This window comes from Haematospirillum sp. H4485 (genome assembly GCF_012102745.1).
In the GTDB taxonomy this organism is placed as follows: domain Bacteria; phylum Pseudomonadota; class Alphaproteobacteria; order Rhodospirillales; family Rhodospirillaceae; genus Haematospirillum.
In genome coordinates this window covers 18,324-34,159 of record NZ_JAAVSY010000017.1, presented here as the reverse complement: position 1 = coordinate 34,159, position 15,836 = coordinate 18,324, and the positions used below count along the sequence as shown (strand labels likewise).

Genomic DNA, 15,836 nt, shown 5'->3' with positions numbered 1-15,836 from the left:
CGCGCTGGCGTCGGCTCGTGCGCAACTACGAGGCGCGCATTGACGTCTCCGAAGCCATGATCCACGTCCCGATGGGCAGCCTGCTCCTACGCAGAATCTCACATTGAGCCATTCTCAAACGGACTCTTACACCCGGAGGCCACAACGTTCTGCGCAGCACCTATAATGAATGAGCTTTAGGTTTCTCATCAGCCCGATTCTCAAATGCGAAGTAAATATGAGGTACCTGAGCCAATTGACATGACCGAATTCTAGGCCTCTATATTAATAGGGTTTCCCAGTAATTTATTCTTTTTTCTTCTTGCACATATGATAAATATTCTTCATCTACAGGATGTACTCATGATGAAGAATCTATTCTATCATAGCTGTGGTCAGCGTGGGGGTTACCGCAGAACGTCTTTAAGCTACTGCGCAAAGGCAGATTACTGGTCAGTACCATAGAGCTACCCAATTCTATAGTATTTTTCCACAATATGGAAAAAGTGGCTGACCTACTTGCCCGTCAGCGGCAGGTAGACGCCCTCCTTTCTGCAGGCAAGGATTGTGGAATCAGCGCTTATATATACACTATATGGTGTATATGAGCTTGTGTAGCCGCACAGCCTAGAACGGCTACCTACACTGGATGGGCCGAGCACCACTACGTACTCACCGCGCTCGATAAGAAAAGACATACGGCACCGCACACCCCAATGCCATCTGCAACTAGGGAACTACCATCGAGTTGACGCCTTGGTTGCTAGCAAAAAGCGCTGATTGTCAAACGCATATCAGCATCTTGTAACTGCTGTCTGCTTGTTGTTGAACTACGGCTCTACCAAAAAAACTATTCGCGCTAGTGACCGCAAATATCATCAACTAAGAACCTTAATCGGCACTAACTCCATATAAAGAGAAAGTGTTTCTTTAATTACTCGCTCCAAGGATAGCGATTGCTCCACCATTTCTCGTCCAGCAATACCCATTTGACGACAACGCTCAGGATCGCGAATCAAAGTCTCTAGCGCGGCGGTCAATGCTGGCACATCGTGTGGCGCCACAACAATGCCATTACGCCCAGAAGCAACCAGTTCGCGGCAACCAGGGATATCTGTGGTCACAATTGCACGACTGCAGGCCATCGCTTCAATCAATGCCTTCGGCACACCTTCGCCGTAGAAGGTTGGAAGACAAGAAATACTCGCCATCTCCAGAACTGCGGGGATATCAGCGCGATACCCCCACCATTCGACGGTGCCATCATCATTCCAAGCACGAAGCTGCGATTCCGGCACCGATGTCGGATTCTCCGGATCAGGAATGCCCACCAGAGCGAATCGAGCATGGCATCCTGCATCGCGAATACGAGTAGCAGCCTCGACAAAGTCACCTACCCCTTTATCCCACAGCATACGCGCAATCAACACCACCAACGGAGGCTGCACGCTAGGCAACCGTCCGCTATAGAGGCGCAGATCCACGCCGGCCCCACGGATCAATCGAACACTGGGGGAGTCGATACCAACCTCCTCGGTCAACACATCACGATCACGTTCGTTTTGTACAATGACGCGAATATTCCTTCGCTTGAGCAAACAAAAAAACACGGCCTTGATAACCGGTCGCAATATCCGCGCAAATAATCGGCCTGAGGAAAAAACAAATCCCAGTCCAGCAAGCGCATTGATTACGCCACGCACACCCATCAATCGCGCGATGAGACTGCCATAAACGACGGGCTTGAGGCCAACATGATGAGCTAAGTCGGGCTTCTCGCGGCGATAAATGCCCCAAAGCTCCCAAAGAGAAGCCAGCTCCTGCAAGGGGTGCGTTCCCGCGCGTCGCATGCGTTGGAGCGGGACGAGCCTCAGTCCAGATGCACGTATGACTTCAGCAAACTGATTGATACGAGTGACAACGGTAACTTCATAGCCAGCCTCACGTGCAGCGACAGCAAGTGGAAGACGATGAGAACAGAAGTACCAATCCTCGGTAACAAGAAACAGCAGCTTGGGTTGGGCATTCATAATCACCTCGGCCACAACAGCACCTCATACTCAGCGAGGCTCAGCTCGGCGGCTGGTAACTCGCGGAAAGGCGCCACCATGGCAGCACGCGGGGTCGGTATTTCTGGCCAATGCGTTTCGGTGATTACTTCCACGTCGAAGCCCGCGTCCTTGAATAGTGAGAGCATGGCACCGGGACGAATGCGGTTGGTATAGAAACCACTGTTGCGAAAGGCTTGGCTTTCCCAAGTTACGTGGGAAAAACGCAGGTTATTGAGAGCATTGCTCAAATGATCACGGAAATCAACACTGTGCACACCGATCCCATGGGATTTCACGATACGCCGCAACTGACGCAGAAATTCGAGAAACTCGCCATAAGGCACATGCTCCAGCACGACCTGCGACCAAAAAAAGTCGATGCTAGCATCCGGGATGTCAGCCAATGAAGCCGTACCACGGGTGAGATAGGTCACGTTTGCGCGCCTCAACACCTCATCAACACTGGCAGCATCACCCAAACTGAGATCAGCGTAACCAATCTGCTTAAGGAGATCCAAAGTACGGTGACAAGCAGCGACATCTGTGTCTGCAAATGCACCAGCATCGACCAGCCAGGCTCGGCTTGCACCCATGCTGCGCGCCACGAGTCCGGAAAGGATGGAGTCACCGGGACCCAGTTCGAGAACGGTAAAGCCAGCTTGTATGTCGGCATGCTCACAAGCATGCCTATAATAATTTTCAAAGGTACGAATAGCCCGCGCAGGGTCGTTCATTTCGCCATGCCGGAAGAGCTTGAGTTTACGCCACAGGCTGTAAGGGACAGGCAAGCGCGCAAGTAGCAGCTTCGCGCATAGCTTTGCCCACCACGGGAGCCGGGAAATCATAGCCATGTCCTGCAATGTTCCAGCCATTGCTGGAACATAAGAATAGTCCATAGCGGACCGCCACTCTCACTCGAGCCATTTTGATGATGCAGCCATGCTTGACGAATGACGTCAGCATCAAGATAACCTTCACTGCGCAAGCGTTTCTCATCTAAATAGGTCTCTGCCCAATCACGAACACCTTCACGGAGCCAAGCCTCAATGGGCACTCCAAACCCCATCTTTGGTCGATCCACCAGCGATTGTGGAACATACCGATAGAGCAATTGCTTCAGCAGCCATTTTCCTTGGCCATCACGCAACTTCATGACTTCCGGTACGCGCCAAGCAGTTTCGACGACAGTATGATCGAGCAACGGGACACGCGCCTCAAGACCGAATCGCATGCTGGCACGATCAACCTTGGTCAGGATGTCGTCCACCATATACGTCTGCGCATCCCATACCGCTTGCTGCATCGGCGGCGTCAGCGAGGGGTCCTCCTGCAGCATCTCCTTCCATAGCGCTTCACCGCCACGCCATTCGGGATTCAAAGCCGCTTGCGGAATCGCCCACTGTGCAACCAAGCTGCTATGCAGCGCGAGTAGCGAATCAGAAGGCAGGATAGCACCGATCTTGTGCATTTTTTGACCGAGCAGATTTGGCTGCAGTGACTGGGGCATTAACAAGCCAGCAGCCTTGAAGAAGGCATCCCAGTGCGCCACGCTTGGGTAGCGCAGACAAGCAGCAGCCATGCGTCGAAGACCAAGCGGCAGCCGCTGCAATTTGCGCCAGAAAGAAGAAACAAAAATATAGCGGTTGTAACCAGCAAACAGCTCGTCGCCGCCGTCGCCGGACAAGGCCACCGTCACCTGGCTGCGAGCTAGCTGCGATACTAGGATAGTGGGTATTTGCGAAACGTCCGCGAACGGCTCATCATAGGCGTCTGGCAAGTAGGGGATAATACGGCGCGCATCGGCATCTGTAATATACAGCTCGGTATGCTCGGTGCCGAGATACGCGGCTACGCGTGCGGCGTACTTGGCTTCATTGTACGCGGCGGCGCTGAAGCCGATAGAAAATGTTTGGATGGGGCGGATGCTTTGTGCCTGCATCAGCGCGACTACAATGCTCGAATCAATACCCCCCGAAAGAAATGCACCAAGCGGAACATCCGATACCATATGGCGAGCGACACTAACTCGAAGAACACGCTCAAGCTCGGTAAGCGCGCTGTGCTCATCAGTGAAGGAACATGCCCGGCCACGGGACACTGCGTCCAAGTAAGTCCAAAAAAATCTTGGTTCAGACAGTTTTCCCGCACGCCAAGTCATATAGGTCCCCGGCGGCAACTTCCAGATGCCCTCAAAGATACTCAACGGGCACGGGACGTATCCCAAACGCAGATACTCGTTGAGCCCACACTTGGAGATCGGCGGAAGGCTACCGCGCCAGTTCACCAGCGACCGCAACTCTGAGGCAAAGCTGAACTCACCGTCCTGATGACTGTAGTAGAACGGCTTGATACCGACGCGGTCACGTGCCAAGTACAGAGTGCTTTCTTGGGCATCCCAGATAGCAAAAGCGAACATACCGGCCAAGCGCGGCAAAGCGTCAACAACCCCCCATCGTTCACAGGCTCCTAGGATGATCTCGGTATCCGAATGGCCAATGAAACTCATACCAGCGGCTTCAAGCTCCTTGCGCAAATCGGCAAAATTGTAGATCTCGCCGTTGAAGGAAATACTATATCGTCCAGAATTAGAATGCATTGGCTGCACGCCAGCAGCAGACAGATCCAGAATAGAGAGGCGCCGATGTGACAATCCGACACGACCGTCACTGGAAATCCAACTGCCCGCGCCATCGGGGCCACGATGACTTAAAGTATCCCGCATTCGGTCAAGTTTGCTGGAATGTATTGCTCGCTCGCATGAAGCGACTCCTGCGATACCGCACATAATCAATTTTCCTTACCGCGCTTACCTTTGGCATAAGCACCTCGCAAAGCGTCTACCACCGATTGGCCGATGCAGTCCCAACTGAGCGTCGTCTTGGTCACTGTGATGCAGTTCTGCGACAAGCGCGTATAGAGCACCGGGTCTCGCAGGACTCTGGCAACTGCTTCCGCGTACTCAGCAGCACCAAAGCCGTTAGAAATGATACCCGTGACACCATCACTAATCTGCTCGCATAGGCCGGGTACCGGCGTGGCAACGCAAGGCATGCCAAGTGCGAATGCGGTGGCCACGACCCCCGATTGACTAGCTTCCCGGTACGGCAACATGCCCAAATCCGTGGACGCGAAAATTTGAGGAATTTCTGATTCTTCGATCCAGCGATTCTCTACGCGCACACCACCAACTGCCTCGATGGCTGACTGGTAGGGATTGATATCGCCGTTACCCCAAACCTCCAACTGAAGTCCAGGGAACTCACGCCGTAGCAGCGGCAGCACCTCCAGCATCAAATCAAGACCTTTGTATTGTAAAATACGACCAAAGAACAGAAGTCTCACAGGCCTATCAGTCGGAAGACTGCGCACTTCCACATTAACACTGCCATCTCCAAAATGACCATGGGCAGACAGAAAGACACGGTCTGCCGGATAGGAATAATTGGCTTGCAGCGATAGACCGACCGAGCGCGTCAATACGAGTGCGGAATCAGAAGCATTTATGTCGCGCCGCAGCAGCCAACGCCGCTGGCCTTGATCTTCGCCAGGATGCCGGGTAGCGTCGTGCACAGTCAACAGGTAAACAGCGTCAGAGTCACGAATTGCACTCACCAAGAAAGCACCCCATAAATGGTCCATGGTGCAAAACACGACGTCAATTTTCTGTTCCCGGATGTAACGGGCGAAACGGCGCTTGAGCATGGGGAGCCTGATGCTGCGCAATCCGAATTGAAGGATGCCTTCGTACGTATTGATATCAAAACGGCCAGCTGATTGCACGCACTCGAAATCAGCGTAGATCTCGGACTGTCGCGAGAGCGACAAATATATCTCCATATCCTGGCGGGTAGCCAGCACACGCGCGAGCTCGAGCGTATAGCGCGGCCCTCCTCCGCGTCGTCCCCAATGCCAGATCAGAATTTTTAGTGGCTTAGACATCACTTCCTCAATTTGCAACTGCGCGTACCCGACCAGCTGAACATTAAAAAGAGGAACACCAACACCAATCCTTTAGTTGTGATTTGATAGCTAATAGCCAACCCAAAAATCGCAATCAGGCTTACGAAGAATACCCATAAGGCGGATTTATCGGACCAAGTTAGCCTCGGAACAGCAAAGAAGGTGCGCCAACCACAAACAAACCAAAAAAGAGCCAAAGCAATGGAACCAAAAATACCAATTTCTACAATCATTCCCAGAAACTGGTTATGTGGCCTAGGGTATGGTGAAGAGCTATATCCTGATACTCCATAACCCATTCCAAATAGCTGATTTATCAAGGGGGCTTCTACCATCATGGAAATCGCATGACGGAACAGTTCACCCCGCTCTTCTGCGTCAAAAAATCTTCCGGTCAGTCTCAGTCCTTCCATTTGCTGAACAATGGAATGATCTGGAAAAATATGCCCAATAATAAATTTCACTGCACTAGGGAATGACTGAAAATCAAGCATCAATAAGGTTGCTGCAAACGACGAAGGAAACATGATTAGCGTAGCCCGTCTGACAGGCTTCCAAAGCAGTCCCGTCACAACGAGTACGACCAAAGAAATTCTTCCAACCCGAGATCCAGTCGCTGCTACTATCCATGGCGATACATATAGAATAAAAAGAAGGCTGAATCTTGAAATGTTACTTATATCTCTATCTTCTTTACTTATTTCATGGATTGCAAAAGTCATTGACACTACAAAATATATCGCTGTAAGGCCAGGTGTCTCCATTAAAAGAGTCAGTCGATCAAAATAACCAAGGCCCCAAAGAGTATTTGCACCGTCACCAGCAAAGCCTGTTGAGTAAGGCGTTGAAAGTAATAAAATAATCGCAGCCAATCCCAAAGCCGCCGCAATCTGGGATGAATCGAGAAATCCTCTATGAAGCTGTGTGTAAATTTGTGAACTTGAAGACCAAAGAATTACACATAGTGCCATAAGCAGGAAAACAAGAAGCAGTAGACCTGATACGCCTACCTTAAGTTGCCATACATCACCACTTAGCAAAAAATTAATCACTACGCTGAAAACTGCCAAGCTTAGGAATGCAAGATAGATTTTAATTCGACGATCAGCTAAGGAACGCACTTGCAATAAAAGATATAAGTACCGCCAATTCGCAACCACGAAAAATATTAGAGCTATGTGGGTAACATCCTTCAAAAATGGCAATTTCGGTATTTCAGGTAACACACCAAGAGCTACAGAGGAACCCAAGAAATAAGTCGCTCGCTGTAAAGACTGTGCCACCCAGAAAAAGAAACAGACAATCACCAACAACAATCCACACCCTAAAAATGCAACCCATGTTGGCGACCCATTATTAATAATCTCATTAAACGACCATCCGTAGCTGCGCAATGCAGCCAATACAGAAAAGGCAAAAAATAGGCCGCACAAAGCCAGAAAATTAACTTGACATTGAACATGCTTTGCAAGCTTCCAACCATGGCAACATGCTAACAATTTAATTGCTCCTTACATGATGCGTAGCCCACACAGAAATCTTGGACAACCAGCGCAGGTAGACATACATCGACCATAGTAGCACAGAGTAATCTGCGCGGCTTGCTGCATGCTCGTGTAGAATCGCGCGCGCGGCCTTGTTGTCCAATACCGTTTGTGCGCTCAGCATCGCATCTAGCTCATCGCGCAATTTTCCCTCACGGAACCAACGCCGAATAGGCAAAAGAAAGCCCATCTTGCCGCGCGTCAACACTATCTCCGGCAGCACGTCGGCGAAGGCATCGCGCAGAATGCGCTTACGTGTGCGACCACTCAGACGGTACTCGTCCGGAAGTCCTAGCGCCCAATGAACAAGCTTACTGTCGAGGAAGGGCAAGCGGACTTCGAGACTATGGAACATGGCGGCATGGTCCACTTTTTTTAACATGTCATTCGGCAGGTTGAATACTAAGTCCAGTGCCTGGATATCACGCAACAAGCTGCCCCTACTAGGGTCCAGCGCTGCAGCAAAATCGGCGGACGCTGAAGTGTCAATGCCCAAGGTGGCCAGCACGTCCACATCGGCGTAGCTACGCCAACTTAGGTAGCTTTGCAGTGGCGTGGCGCGCAGATGGCGATGGAAAAGCGCCACCGCGCGCAAGTGCCTATTGCGTATCGCCGACGGACTCGGATAGCGCGGCACCAAGCCCAGCAGGCTGCGCACCAAGGAGGGCAGACGGTTACCGGCGACAATGGAAGGATAGGTACCATAGCCGGCGAACAGCTCATCAGCAGCGTCGCCACCCAACACAACCTTTTCCTCGATCTGCGAGCACAACAGCGAAGTCGGCAAGATAGAGGCATCGGCATAGGGCTCGCCGAGCCGGTCGAGGACTTCGCCGGCGAAAAGAAGGACGCTGCCTTCCGTCGCCTCGACGATACGATGCCGTACGTTCGGCAAAGTCGCCGTGACTACCTTGGCAAAATCGGTCTCATCAAAACCCGGATCCTCGGGGAATCCGAGCGAGTACACCGACATAGGCTGATGTGTGGATACCATTGCCTGCGCCGCCAAGATTGTCACAATCGAGCTGTCAATTCCGCCGCTCAACATGCTGGCAACCGGTACATCCGCAGTTTCTACGCGCCGCCACACAGCGTCGCGCAGCATCGATTTCAGCATATGGCACGCATCCTCGTACCGTGGTTGAGACTGCGCTGCACTGACAGCGATTTCTGCCTGTAGGCTGTAATAACGGTGGCGACGAACACCGTCCCGAGCGCTCCACTCCATCCAGCATCCAGGTTCGAGTTGGCATACTCCCTGAAACGCGCCATAAGGCGCTGGAATATACGAGTACAGGAAGAACAGACCGGTGGCAGATCGGTTCTCTCGAAGCGAACCTCCAGACAGACGAATCAACGGAGGCATTTCCGAAGCGAAGGCGATACCCTCAGCACTTTCATAGACGAAAAGGGGCTTCTCACCGTAGCGATCTCGCGCAAGAAACAACTTTTCCTGGGCACCGTCCCAGAGTGCAAAGGCGAACATACCTTCGAGACGCGTCAGGCAGTCAGGCCCCCAACGTTGCCATGCCTGCAACAGTACCTCGGTGTCCGAATTGGTGTTAAATGTGTGGCCCAGCGCGCAGAGTTCAGCGCGCAACTCACGAAAGTTGTAGATCTCGCCGTTGAATACGATGGACAACTCGCCTTGATGCATTGGCTGATCTGCGCGCTGGGCCAGATCGATGATCGCTAGGCGTCGGTGACCGAGGCAAATACCAGATGCGCCCCATACTGAGCCGCCATCCGGACCGCGATGCCGAATCAGATCGAGTGCGTCGAAAAAGTCCTCGTTCGATGTGCGCGCTGCCATACCACCGGTGACACCTAAAATTCCGCACATGTCAAAAGCTCACTAATTCTGGAGGGAGATGAGTTGATAGTAGAGCGCTGCATAGCGCTTGCAATTTTCAGCAATCGAATAGTGCTCGCGAACCCGTGCTCGCGCTGCTTGGCCCATGCGCTTGCACAAGAACGGATCTACCGCAAGCAGAAGCAGACACGCGCTCAGCTCGGCATGTGAGCGTGAAATGACAAACGCGGTTTCCGCTTCGACATGGCATTCAGTGACACCTGGCGCTGCGAGCACAATGCTGGGCAGTCCGACTGCCATAGCTTCCAAGACCGCATTACTTAAGCCCTCTGACTCGGACGCATGCACGAACACATTGCTCTGGCCCAATAAGCATACAACGTCCTTGCGATCACCGAGGAAGCGTACGGTGTCGGAAATGCCTAGCTGTTCGGCGCGTCGCTGCAAGATTGCCGCATCAGGCCCAGTGCCAATAACAAACAACTCTGCACCTGGCACTTTAGTTTGTACGTCAGCGAACGCCTCGAGAATCAGCGATTGTCCCTTGGCAGGCAGAAGACGGCCAACGCACACGATGACAAAACGATCACTACGCGCTACGGTGGGGCATTGACCGAGCTCGGCTTCAATTGCTTGCCAGTCGATGCCGTTTTCAATAGCAATCAGCTTTTTACCGGGCGCAAGGTCTCGCAATGAATCGGCTGAAGCGCGCGAAACGCCGGCGATCACATCGAAGGGACGGTAGAGCAACTTAAAAAGGGGGTTCTTGCCTTGCGCAGACTTGGTGCCCCGATGGACGTATACAAAGCGCACCTTTCGCAGAAATGTCGCGGCGAGCCAAGCCACCATGGCACCCTGTACACCATGGGCAACACAGATGCGGCATTGATTCCTTCGCAAAGCCAGAATCAGGCGGACCTGCAGGATAGGAAGCAGAAACAGGAGAGCCAGCATTTCCCTGCGCAGAGACGGAAAGACTTTGGACCGCAAGTCCAACAGCGTCTCCGTTTGCAATTGAGGGATCGCCGAGAAGTGCCCTTGGCAGACTTCATCGCGATAGACAAAGAAGAAGAAATGCTGAAAGCCCGGTTCCGAAAAAGAACTAAACAGCTGCGCCAGCTGACTTTCGCCGCCGTGGATACCGTAAGTACGCATGACATGTGCAACATTGATGCTCATATACGACCTCGCAACCTGCGCAAGAACTCGATGCATGATACCGGCAGGTGCCGCGCTATCTGCCAAGTAAGCATGTGGCGCAGATAGGTTAGGTAGGCAAGCCCGACCGGACGGCCGTGGCTGATCGATACTCGGGCGGACTCCTTGAAAGTACGTCCCATCTGCGCATAGCTGATACCGCCGGCCATCATCAAAGTCACAGGCTGCTCGATGAAACGAACCGGAAAGCGCTTAGCAAGGCGCAGGACCATGTCATAGTCGGCGGAGATGCAATATTTCAGATCAAACTCGCCAACCTCGCGATACATACGTGTTGGAACGAACAACGTCGGCTGCGGAACGTGCGATTCCACCAACTCCCGTTCCCACGAAAAAGGTGAACCAAGACGTCGCTGCCGTCCATCCTCTTCCTGATAGATCATCGCACCGTAGCAGACCGTACTCTCGTCGAGCTGTGGCAATAAACTAGTCAAGGCATCCGGCGCCACGTAGCGGTCGTCGGCGTTCAGGAAATGGATGTAACGACCACGAGCCAGACGCAGTCCCTTGTTCATCGCGTCGTACAAGCCCCGATCGGGCTCGCTGATGCAGACCGAGATCCTGTCGCCATAGCGCTGAATGATCTCCAGTGTCCCATCGGTCGAAGCGCCATCGATGATGATATATTCCAAATCCTCGATCGGCTGGGCGAGCACACTGTCGATACAGTCGGCAATAACCGACGCGCCATTGCGAACAACAGTGATAACCGAAATTGATGGGCTCAAAATATTGCTCATGAAACACGACGAAATACTTCAGATGACCGGCTCAAGCTGACTCCCTCTTTATATTACACCATTCTGGTATTGCACCATTTTGGCAACGGCTAGCAGGTGTGGCTGCTTACGTCGAAGTACAGTCTGGAACAAACGATGCAAATAGTAGCGAACAAAGCCATTTTCTGACTCAGTGAGAAATCAATTTCATTCGTAGACACTAATTCAAGGCCATGCGCGACTAAAAAAGCGGCAAGAGTTCTTCCATTCCAGCTACGAACGTGCTGCCATCGATGGAATGTGTGATTACAACAAGGGCAATACACCATTTCGATAGCCAAGTCCTCGTCATTTGGTGTGGTCATAATCACCATGCCATCTGGCGCCAGAAGCTTACGTAAATCAGCCATTACTTTCGTTAGTACGGTATCATCCACATGCTCGATAAGTTCGACCAAGACAACGGCGTCAAATCGCTCCTCGCCTGCGAGCAAATCATCGATTGTCCAAGCTCCGCAAAACGCCGGATGCCCGGCATAATTTTTCTGCACATACGCAACCGAATCAGGTGAAAGATCACAGGCCCCAACAGAAAACCCTGAGTGCAACAAATACCCTGTTAGCGCACCTGTGCCGCAGGCATAATCAAGGACTCGAGCCCTCCGAGGCACGTAGTTGCGCACAGCACCCACTATCCGATCGCCGTATAAACTGGTGAAATAGTGCTCCGGAAATAAAGACTGATAGTCCCAGAACTTTTGAACCAGATCACCAGTCCATTGAAGGGATTTTGCCTCGGCATTTCTCTTTGCTGAATTCTCTTGTGTCAATTGAGACCCCCGCTACTCGAACGTTGACTGTCTTTGATCGGACGCCGAGCAAGAATCTGTTCATAAAGTGCTCGGTAAGCGTTGGCTTGGTCTTTCAAAGAAAAGCTCTGCTGCGCACGCTGCCGTGCGTTGAAACGCATCGTCAGCAACCTCTTGCTATCCGACAATATTTCCACCAACGCCCACCCTAGGCCTTCCGGATCAGCTTGAGGAATCAACCGACCATTCCAGCTATCCGTCACGATGTCCGGCATTCCGCAAACATCGAAAGCTGCCACCGGCGCACCACAAGCAATGGCTTCCAGCGCAACATTGGGTAGATTGTCCTCCAGTGAAGGCACTACCACCACGTCGGCGCAGTTGTATGCCGCTTTCAGGACCTCATCGCCCTCCAGTCGTCCCAGTGACACGGCAGGTACGGGCAACAGATCAGCCGGCAGGGGGACGTCGCTACCAAACACCACGGCCAGTATGCGAGACGCCAGCGGGCTCTGCGCAACAACCTCAAGTGCTCTCCGGAGTTCCCTATAGCCCTTGCGCACGTCGTCCGTCGGGCTCATGGCGCCGAACAGGATCAACAATCTGTCCTGCGGCAAGCCCCAGCGAGCCCGGGCAGCCGAGCGATCCCCCGGGCAATAGCGTTCGAGGTCCACGCCAGTCGGAATAACTTCAACGCGCCAGTCGGCAAACAGCGAGCTGCGTCGCGCCAACCCGGCTATCCAGTTGCTCGGGGCGACAACGGTCAGGTCCAGCGTACGCCATGCGTGCTTTTTACGCAGCCAGAGGCGATGTGTAGCGTCCTCCGGGCCAGGCTGACGCAACTGGGGACAGTCGCCACACTGATTTTCAAATCGTTCACAAGTCCCGGGGTAGTGACAACCTCCGGTGAAGGGCCAGACATCAGACAATCGCCACACTAGGGGCTTGTTGATCCCTGCTAGGCTCTCCAGCGTGATGAAGGCGCCGTTGATCCAGTAGATAGCCACAACATCGGCCCCTCGTACCACTTCGGCGCGCATCGGGTGGAAATAGCCGTACAGTGCTGGTGACAGGAAAACCGAGGCATCCCGCGCCAGCGCACGCCCGGCACGGGCCTCCAAGTACTCGGCCACACTGACCCGCCAGTGCCCAAGGCCGGAGCCGGACATTGCCTGTACCGAGGGATCCGCTGTGCGCTTCCGACTGACCAGCATGCGCGAATCCACCCCCAACTCACACAAGGCGGCATGGATGCGGTAGACTGCGCGTCCTGCCCCAGCCCCACCATCTGTATGGCTCAGATGAACGACCCTCACGCCGCTGAACCAGCCAGTTCGGGCTGGTGGCAGACGAAGTCCACCGCGTCTCCTTCAGCCCAGCGGCCCCAGGCAGCCAAGTCACCCCGATGAAGTAGTTCATCGATCGAATCCACCACAAGCCTCAAGTTGTGATCCATCGGATCTCTGCCCTGATCCCTGTACATGAACTCAGCTTTTGCGCTCAACATTGGCCAAAGCCGGAGCGCAAAAGCTGCGTAAGCATGCCACTTGGCGCGCAGAATTTCTTCGTCATTCATGGCAGCCTGCTTGTGTAGGCAAGCCAAGCGCTGCAGGTACTGCTGACGGCTCGTGCTATCCAGTGTGAATCCTAACCCCGAATACCGCCCGGTACCGGCCGTTACGCAATGCTTACCGAAACACACCAGCTCCATGCCCGAGGTACCGCGCACGGTGACACCATAGTCGATGAACTCGAACAGCGAAAGCGTGCTGATGTCGTCGTCAGCAGCAATGAGCATAACGTGATCTGGCAGTGTGCCTATGGATCGGTCGATCAGCACCTGCTCCGCATACTCCTGTGTAATGCCCTCGTACTTGCGCTTCCAAACATTGGCAGGATGCAGCTTGATGAGCCAGTTCAGGGCCGGGTTGGCACAGGCCGCCCGAACGGTTTCAACAAACCACTCGCCCGCATCCTCAAACAGATCATCACCATAAAAAAGGTTGGCATCCCACAAGACTTGCGAAAATACCACGGCCGTGGGTTTGGCACGATCAAGCCGGAAGCGCTGGGTCAGTTCATCTGGCGTGTAATAACGGGTATTGCACTGGTTGCGCTCCTGCAGAAACCAGCGCCCGCCATAACGGTCCTTGAACATCTGGTCCAGCACCTGCTGTTCGCGGTCTGTCCAAGGCCGCAGCACCAGAAAATCCAACGTATTCCGAGCAACCGACGAGGGGTGGTCGCGCCGGGTAACCGGGGTTATGCGCCGGAAGGTCAGTGCGTCGTCCTTCCACGGCTGAACCATCTGGATGACGTTGCAGCCGTGGCAGATAGCCACATCTACCAAGGGACCAAATACAGCATAGTTAGCCTCAATGGTTAGCGCCAAGTCTGCAGGGTGCTGTTCGATAAGCTTGCGAGCACGAAGCACATGCTCCAGCGTCGACACAAGCAGTCCCCGCAGGCAACGCCGGACTTCCGGATTCGTAAAATCTACACTGCCTTCAAACCGGATGCGCGACAGCGTCGAAATAATTTGCGGACCGATCCAGCAGCCTTCAAAAGTCCAAGCCTTGATGCCTTGCAGGCTCAGTGGTCCATCCAGAAACTCCTGCGCCTTAAGCCCGCAAAACGCACGCTCATCGTCGGCGAGACAATGGTCCTCCAGATAAGCAAAACGACGAATGCCGAAAGCTCTGAAGTAGGCTCGCCCCAATATCATGGACCGGTTACGCAGCACCACCTGGATCTGCCAGCCCTCCAAGCGCAGAGCTTGGCTGATGAACGCCATCAGCTTCAACCCATAGATGGAATCGTCATCAACAGCATATAGATTCAGAGTCCGTCCGATACTCGTTACCGGGACCAGCCGCAGAAAGTTTGTTGCACGATACGTCTCAAGCAAATCAATTGCAATGCGCCCAATACACCTCCGATCGCGCCAAAGCTTGCGCAGTAACATCAAGGGAGCACGCAGATGATGTGAAGTTTCAACCAAGCGCCTGAGACGACACAGCACTGCTTCCATTCAGCGCCTCCGGTCGAGCAAAACTTGCTCAGCTAGGGTCAGGTCTTCTGGGGTATCAATGTCCAGAGAGTCTTTTTCCGACATGAGATAGGGCACGCACCTTTCTCCATAGAGTTCGCCGGAACGAAGCGTGTCCGGATGACAGACGAGCACCACCGGTCCATTGCGGGCATAGGCCTTGGGCTTATCCTGCCGCCTAGTAGCGATGACCTGATCCTCAAGAAAGGGAGCAAGAGTCCTCTGAGCAGAAAGTTTCATCACCGAAACTGGATTGAACTGGTGCGGCACTTCCACCACACTGACAACGCTGCTGGCAGGAGCCGAGCGGAACAGTGCTATAGCCTCTTCGACATGCTGACCCGTGCGTAACGGCGAGGTAGGCTGCAACAGAACAAGCGCTTCCACTGCCACATCCTGAGACTCCAGCCATGCCAACGCATGGCTCAATACCCCTAGCATGGGGGCCGTGTCCTCAGCCAGCTCCGGGGGGCGCAGGAATGGCACCTCTGCCCCCAGTTCACGCGCGACGTCGGCAATCTCGCTATCGTCGGTCGAGATCAGCACACGGTCTACGGAGTCGGCATTCCGCGCAACCTCGATGGCATAGGCAATCAGCGGCCGACCGGCGATCTGCATAAGATTCTTGCGCGGGATACCCTTGGACCCCCCCCGCGCCGGGATAACCGCAACAATGCTCATATCTCAATCGCCC

Annotated in this window: 12 protein-coding genes and 1 pseudogene; 1 reads left to right on the top strand and 12 read right to left on the bottom strand. The window is 53.5% G+C overall.

The features are described from left to right. Positions 1–107, top strand: a pseudogene (locus HEQ61_RS10470) (IS5/IS1182 family transposase); the annotation flags it as partial. A 750-nt stretch (positions 108–857) separates the two neighbouring features. Here the strand turns inward: HEQ61_RS10470 and HEQ61_RS10465 are convergent. The 12 genes from HEQ61_RS10465 to HEQ61_RS10410 all read right to left on the bottom strand — a co-directional run bounded on the left by HEQ61_RS10465 (position 858) and on the right by HEQ61_RS10410 (position 15,823). Beyond that, positions 858–2,024, bottom strand: coding sequence for a glycosyltransferase family 4 protein (locus HEQ61_RS10465; RefSeq protein ID WP_209315741.1), 1,167 nt, complete (start codon positions 2,022–2,024; stop codon positions 858–860). Further along, positions 2,012–2,881, bottom strand: coding sequence for a methyltransferase domain-containing protein (locus HEQ61_RS10460; protein ID WP_168021386.1), 870 nt, complete (start codon positions 2,879–2,881; stop codon positions 2,012–2,014). The genes HEQ61_RS10465 and HEQ61_RS10460 overlap by 13 nt, the downstream gene beginning before the upstream one ends. Further along, positions 2,872–4,815: an asparagine synthase (glutamine-hydrolyzing) gene (gene asnB, locus HEQ61_RS10455; RefSeq protein WP_168021385.1), complete on the bottom strand. Its 1,944-nt coding sequence runs from the start codon at positions 4,813–4,815 to the stop codon at positions 2,872–2,874. Before asnB (HEQ61_RS10455) ends, HEQ61_RS10460 begins: the two co-directional genes overlap by 10 nt. A gap of 2 nt (positions 4,816–4,817) precedes the next feature. Further along, positions 4,818–5,987 carry a glycosyltransferase family 4 protein gene (locus HEQ61_RS10450; RefSeq protein WP_168021384.1) on the bottom strand — a complete coding sequence of 390 codons (1,170 nt, stop codon included), beginning with the start codon at positions 5,985–5,987 and terminating at the stop codon, positions 4,818–4,820. Further along, positions 5,969–7,489: an O-antigen ligase family protein gene (locus HEQ61_RS10445; protein ID WP_168021383.1), complete on the bottom strand. Its 1,521-nt coding sequence runs from the start codon at positions 7,487–7,489 to the stop codon at positions 5,969–5,971. Before HEQ61_RS10445 ends, HEQ61_RS10450 begins: the two co-directional genes overlap by 19 nt. Position 7,490: 1 nt before the next feature. Further along, positions 7,491–9,377: an asparagine synthase (glutamine-hydrolyzing) gene (gene asnB / locus HEQ61_RS10440; protein ID WP_280730286.1), complete on the bottom strand. Its 1,887-nt coding sequence runs from the start codon at positions 9,375–9,377 to the stop codon at positions 7,491–7,493. A 12-nt stretch (positions 9,378–9,389) separates the two neighbouring features. Further along, entirely contained in the window at positions 9,390–10,526 is a 1,137-nt protein-coding gene (locus tag HEQ61_RS10435) for a glycosyltransferase (RefSeq protein ID WP_168021380.1), read from the bottom strand. Beyond that, entirely contained in the window at positions 10,523–11,305 is a 783-nt protein-coding gene (locus tag HEQ61_RS10430) for a glycosyltransferase family 2 protein (protein WP_168021379.1), read from the bottom strand. The genes HEQ61_RS10435 and HEQ61_RS10430 overlap by 4 nt, the downstream gene beginning before the upstream one ends. Positions 11,306–11,394: 89 nt before the next feature. Continuing rightward, positions 11,395–12,114 (bottom strand): class I SAM-dependent methyltransferase, encoded by a 720-nt coding sequence (locus tag HEQ61_RS10425; protein ID WP_168021378.1) that lies wholly within the window; start codon positions 12,112–12,114, stop codon positions 11,395–11,397. Continuing rightward, positions 12,111–13,409: a glycosyltransferase gene (locus tag HEQ61_RS10420; protein WP_168021377.1), complete on the bottom strand. Its 1,299-nt coding sequence runs from the start codon at positions 13,407–13,409 to the stop codon at positions 12,111–12,113. The genes HEQ61_RS10425 and HEQ61_RS10420 overlap by 4 nt, the downstream gene beginning before the upstream one ends. Continuing rightward, positions 13,406–15,124 (bottom strand): hypothetical protein, encoded by a 1,719-nt coding sequence (locus tag HEQ61_RS10415; RefSeq protein ID WP_168021376.1) that lies wholly within the window; start codon positions 15,122–15,124, stop codon positions 13,406–13,408. Before HEQ61_RS10415 ends, HEQ61_RS10420 begins: the two co-directional genes overlap by 4 nt. After that, the gene (locus HEQ61_RS10410; protein WP_168021375.1) at positions 15,125–15,823 is read right to left on the bottom strand and encodes a cytidylyltransferase domain-containing protein; all 699 of its coding nucleotides are present in this window, start codon (positions 15,821–15,823) and stop codon (positions 15,125–15,127) included. Positions 15,824–15,836: the final 13 nt, after the last annotated feature.

Coding starts and splice junctions, on each gene's coding strand:
- HEQ61_RS10460 (WP_168021386.1), bottom strand. CDS start 2,881: ATGGCTATGATTTCCCGGCTCCCGTGGTGGGCAAAGCTATGCGCGAAG.
- asnB (WP_168021385.1), bottom strand. CDS start 4,815: ATGTGCGGTATCGCAGGAGTCGCTTCATGCGAGCGAGCAATACATTCC.
- asnB (WP_280730286.1), bottom strand. CDS start 9,377: ATGTGCGGAATTTTAGGTGTCACCGGTGGTATGGCAGCGCGCACATCG.
- HEQ61_RS10435 (WP_168021380.1), bottom strand. CDS start 10,526: ATGAGCATCAATGTTGCACATGTCATGCGTACTTACGGTATCCACGGC.
- HEQ61_RS10430 (WP_168021379.1), bottom strand. CDS start 11,305: ATGAGCAATATTTTGAGCCCATCAATTTCGGTTATCACTGTTGTTCGC.
- HEQ61_RS10415 (WP_168021376.1), bottom strand. CDS start 15,124: ATGGAAGCAGTGCTGTGTCGTCTCAGGCGCTTGGTTGAAACTTCACAT.
- HEQ61_RS10410 (WP_168021375.1), bottom strand. CDS start 15,823: ATGAGCATTGTTGCGGTTATCCCGGCGCGGGGGGGGTCCAAGGGTATC.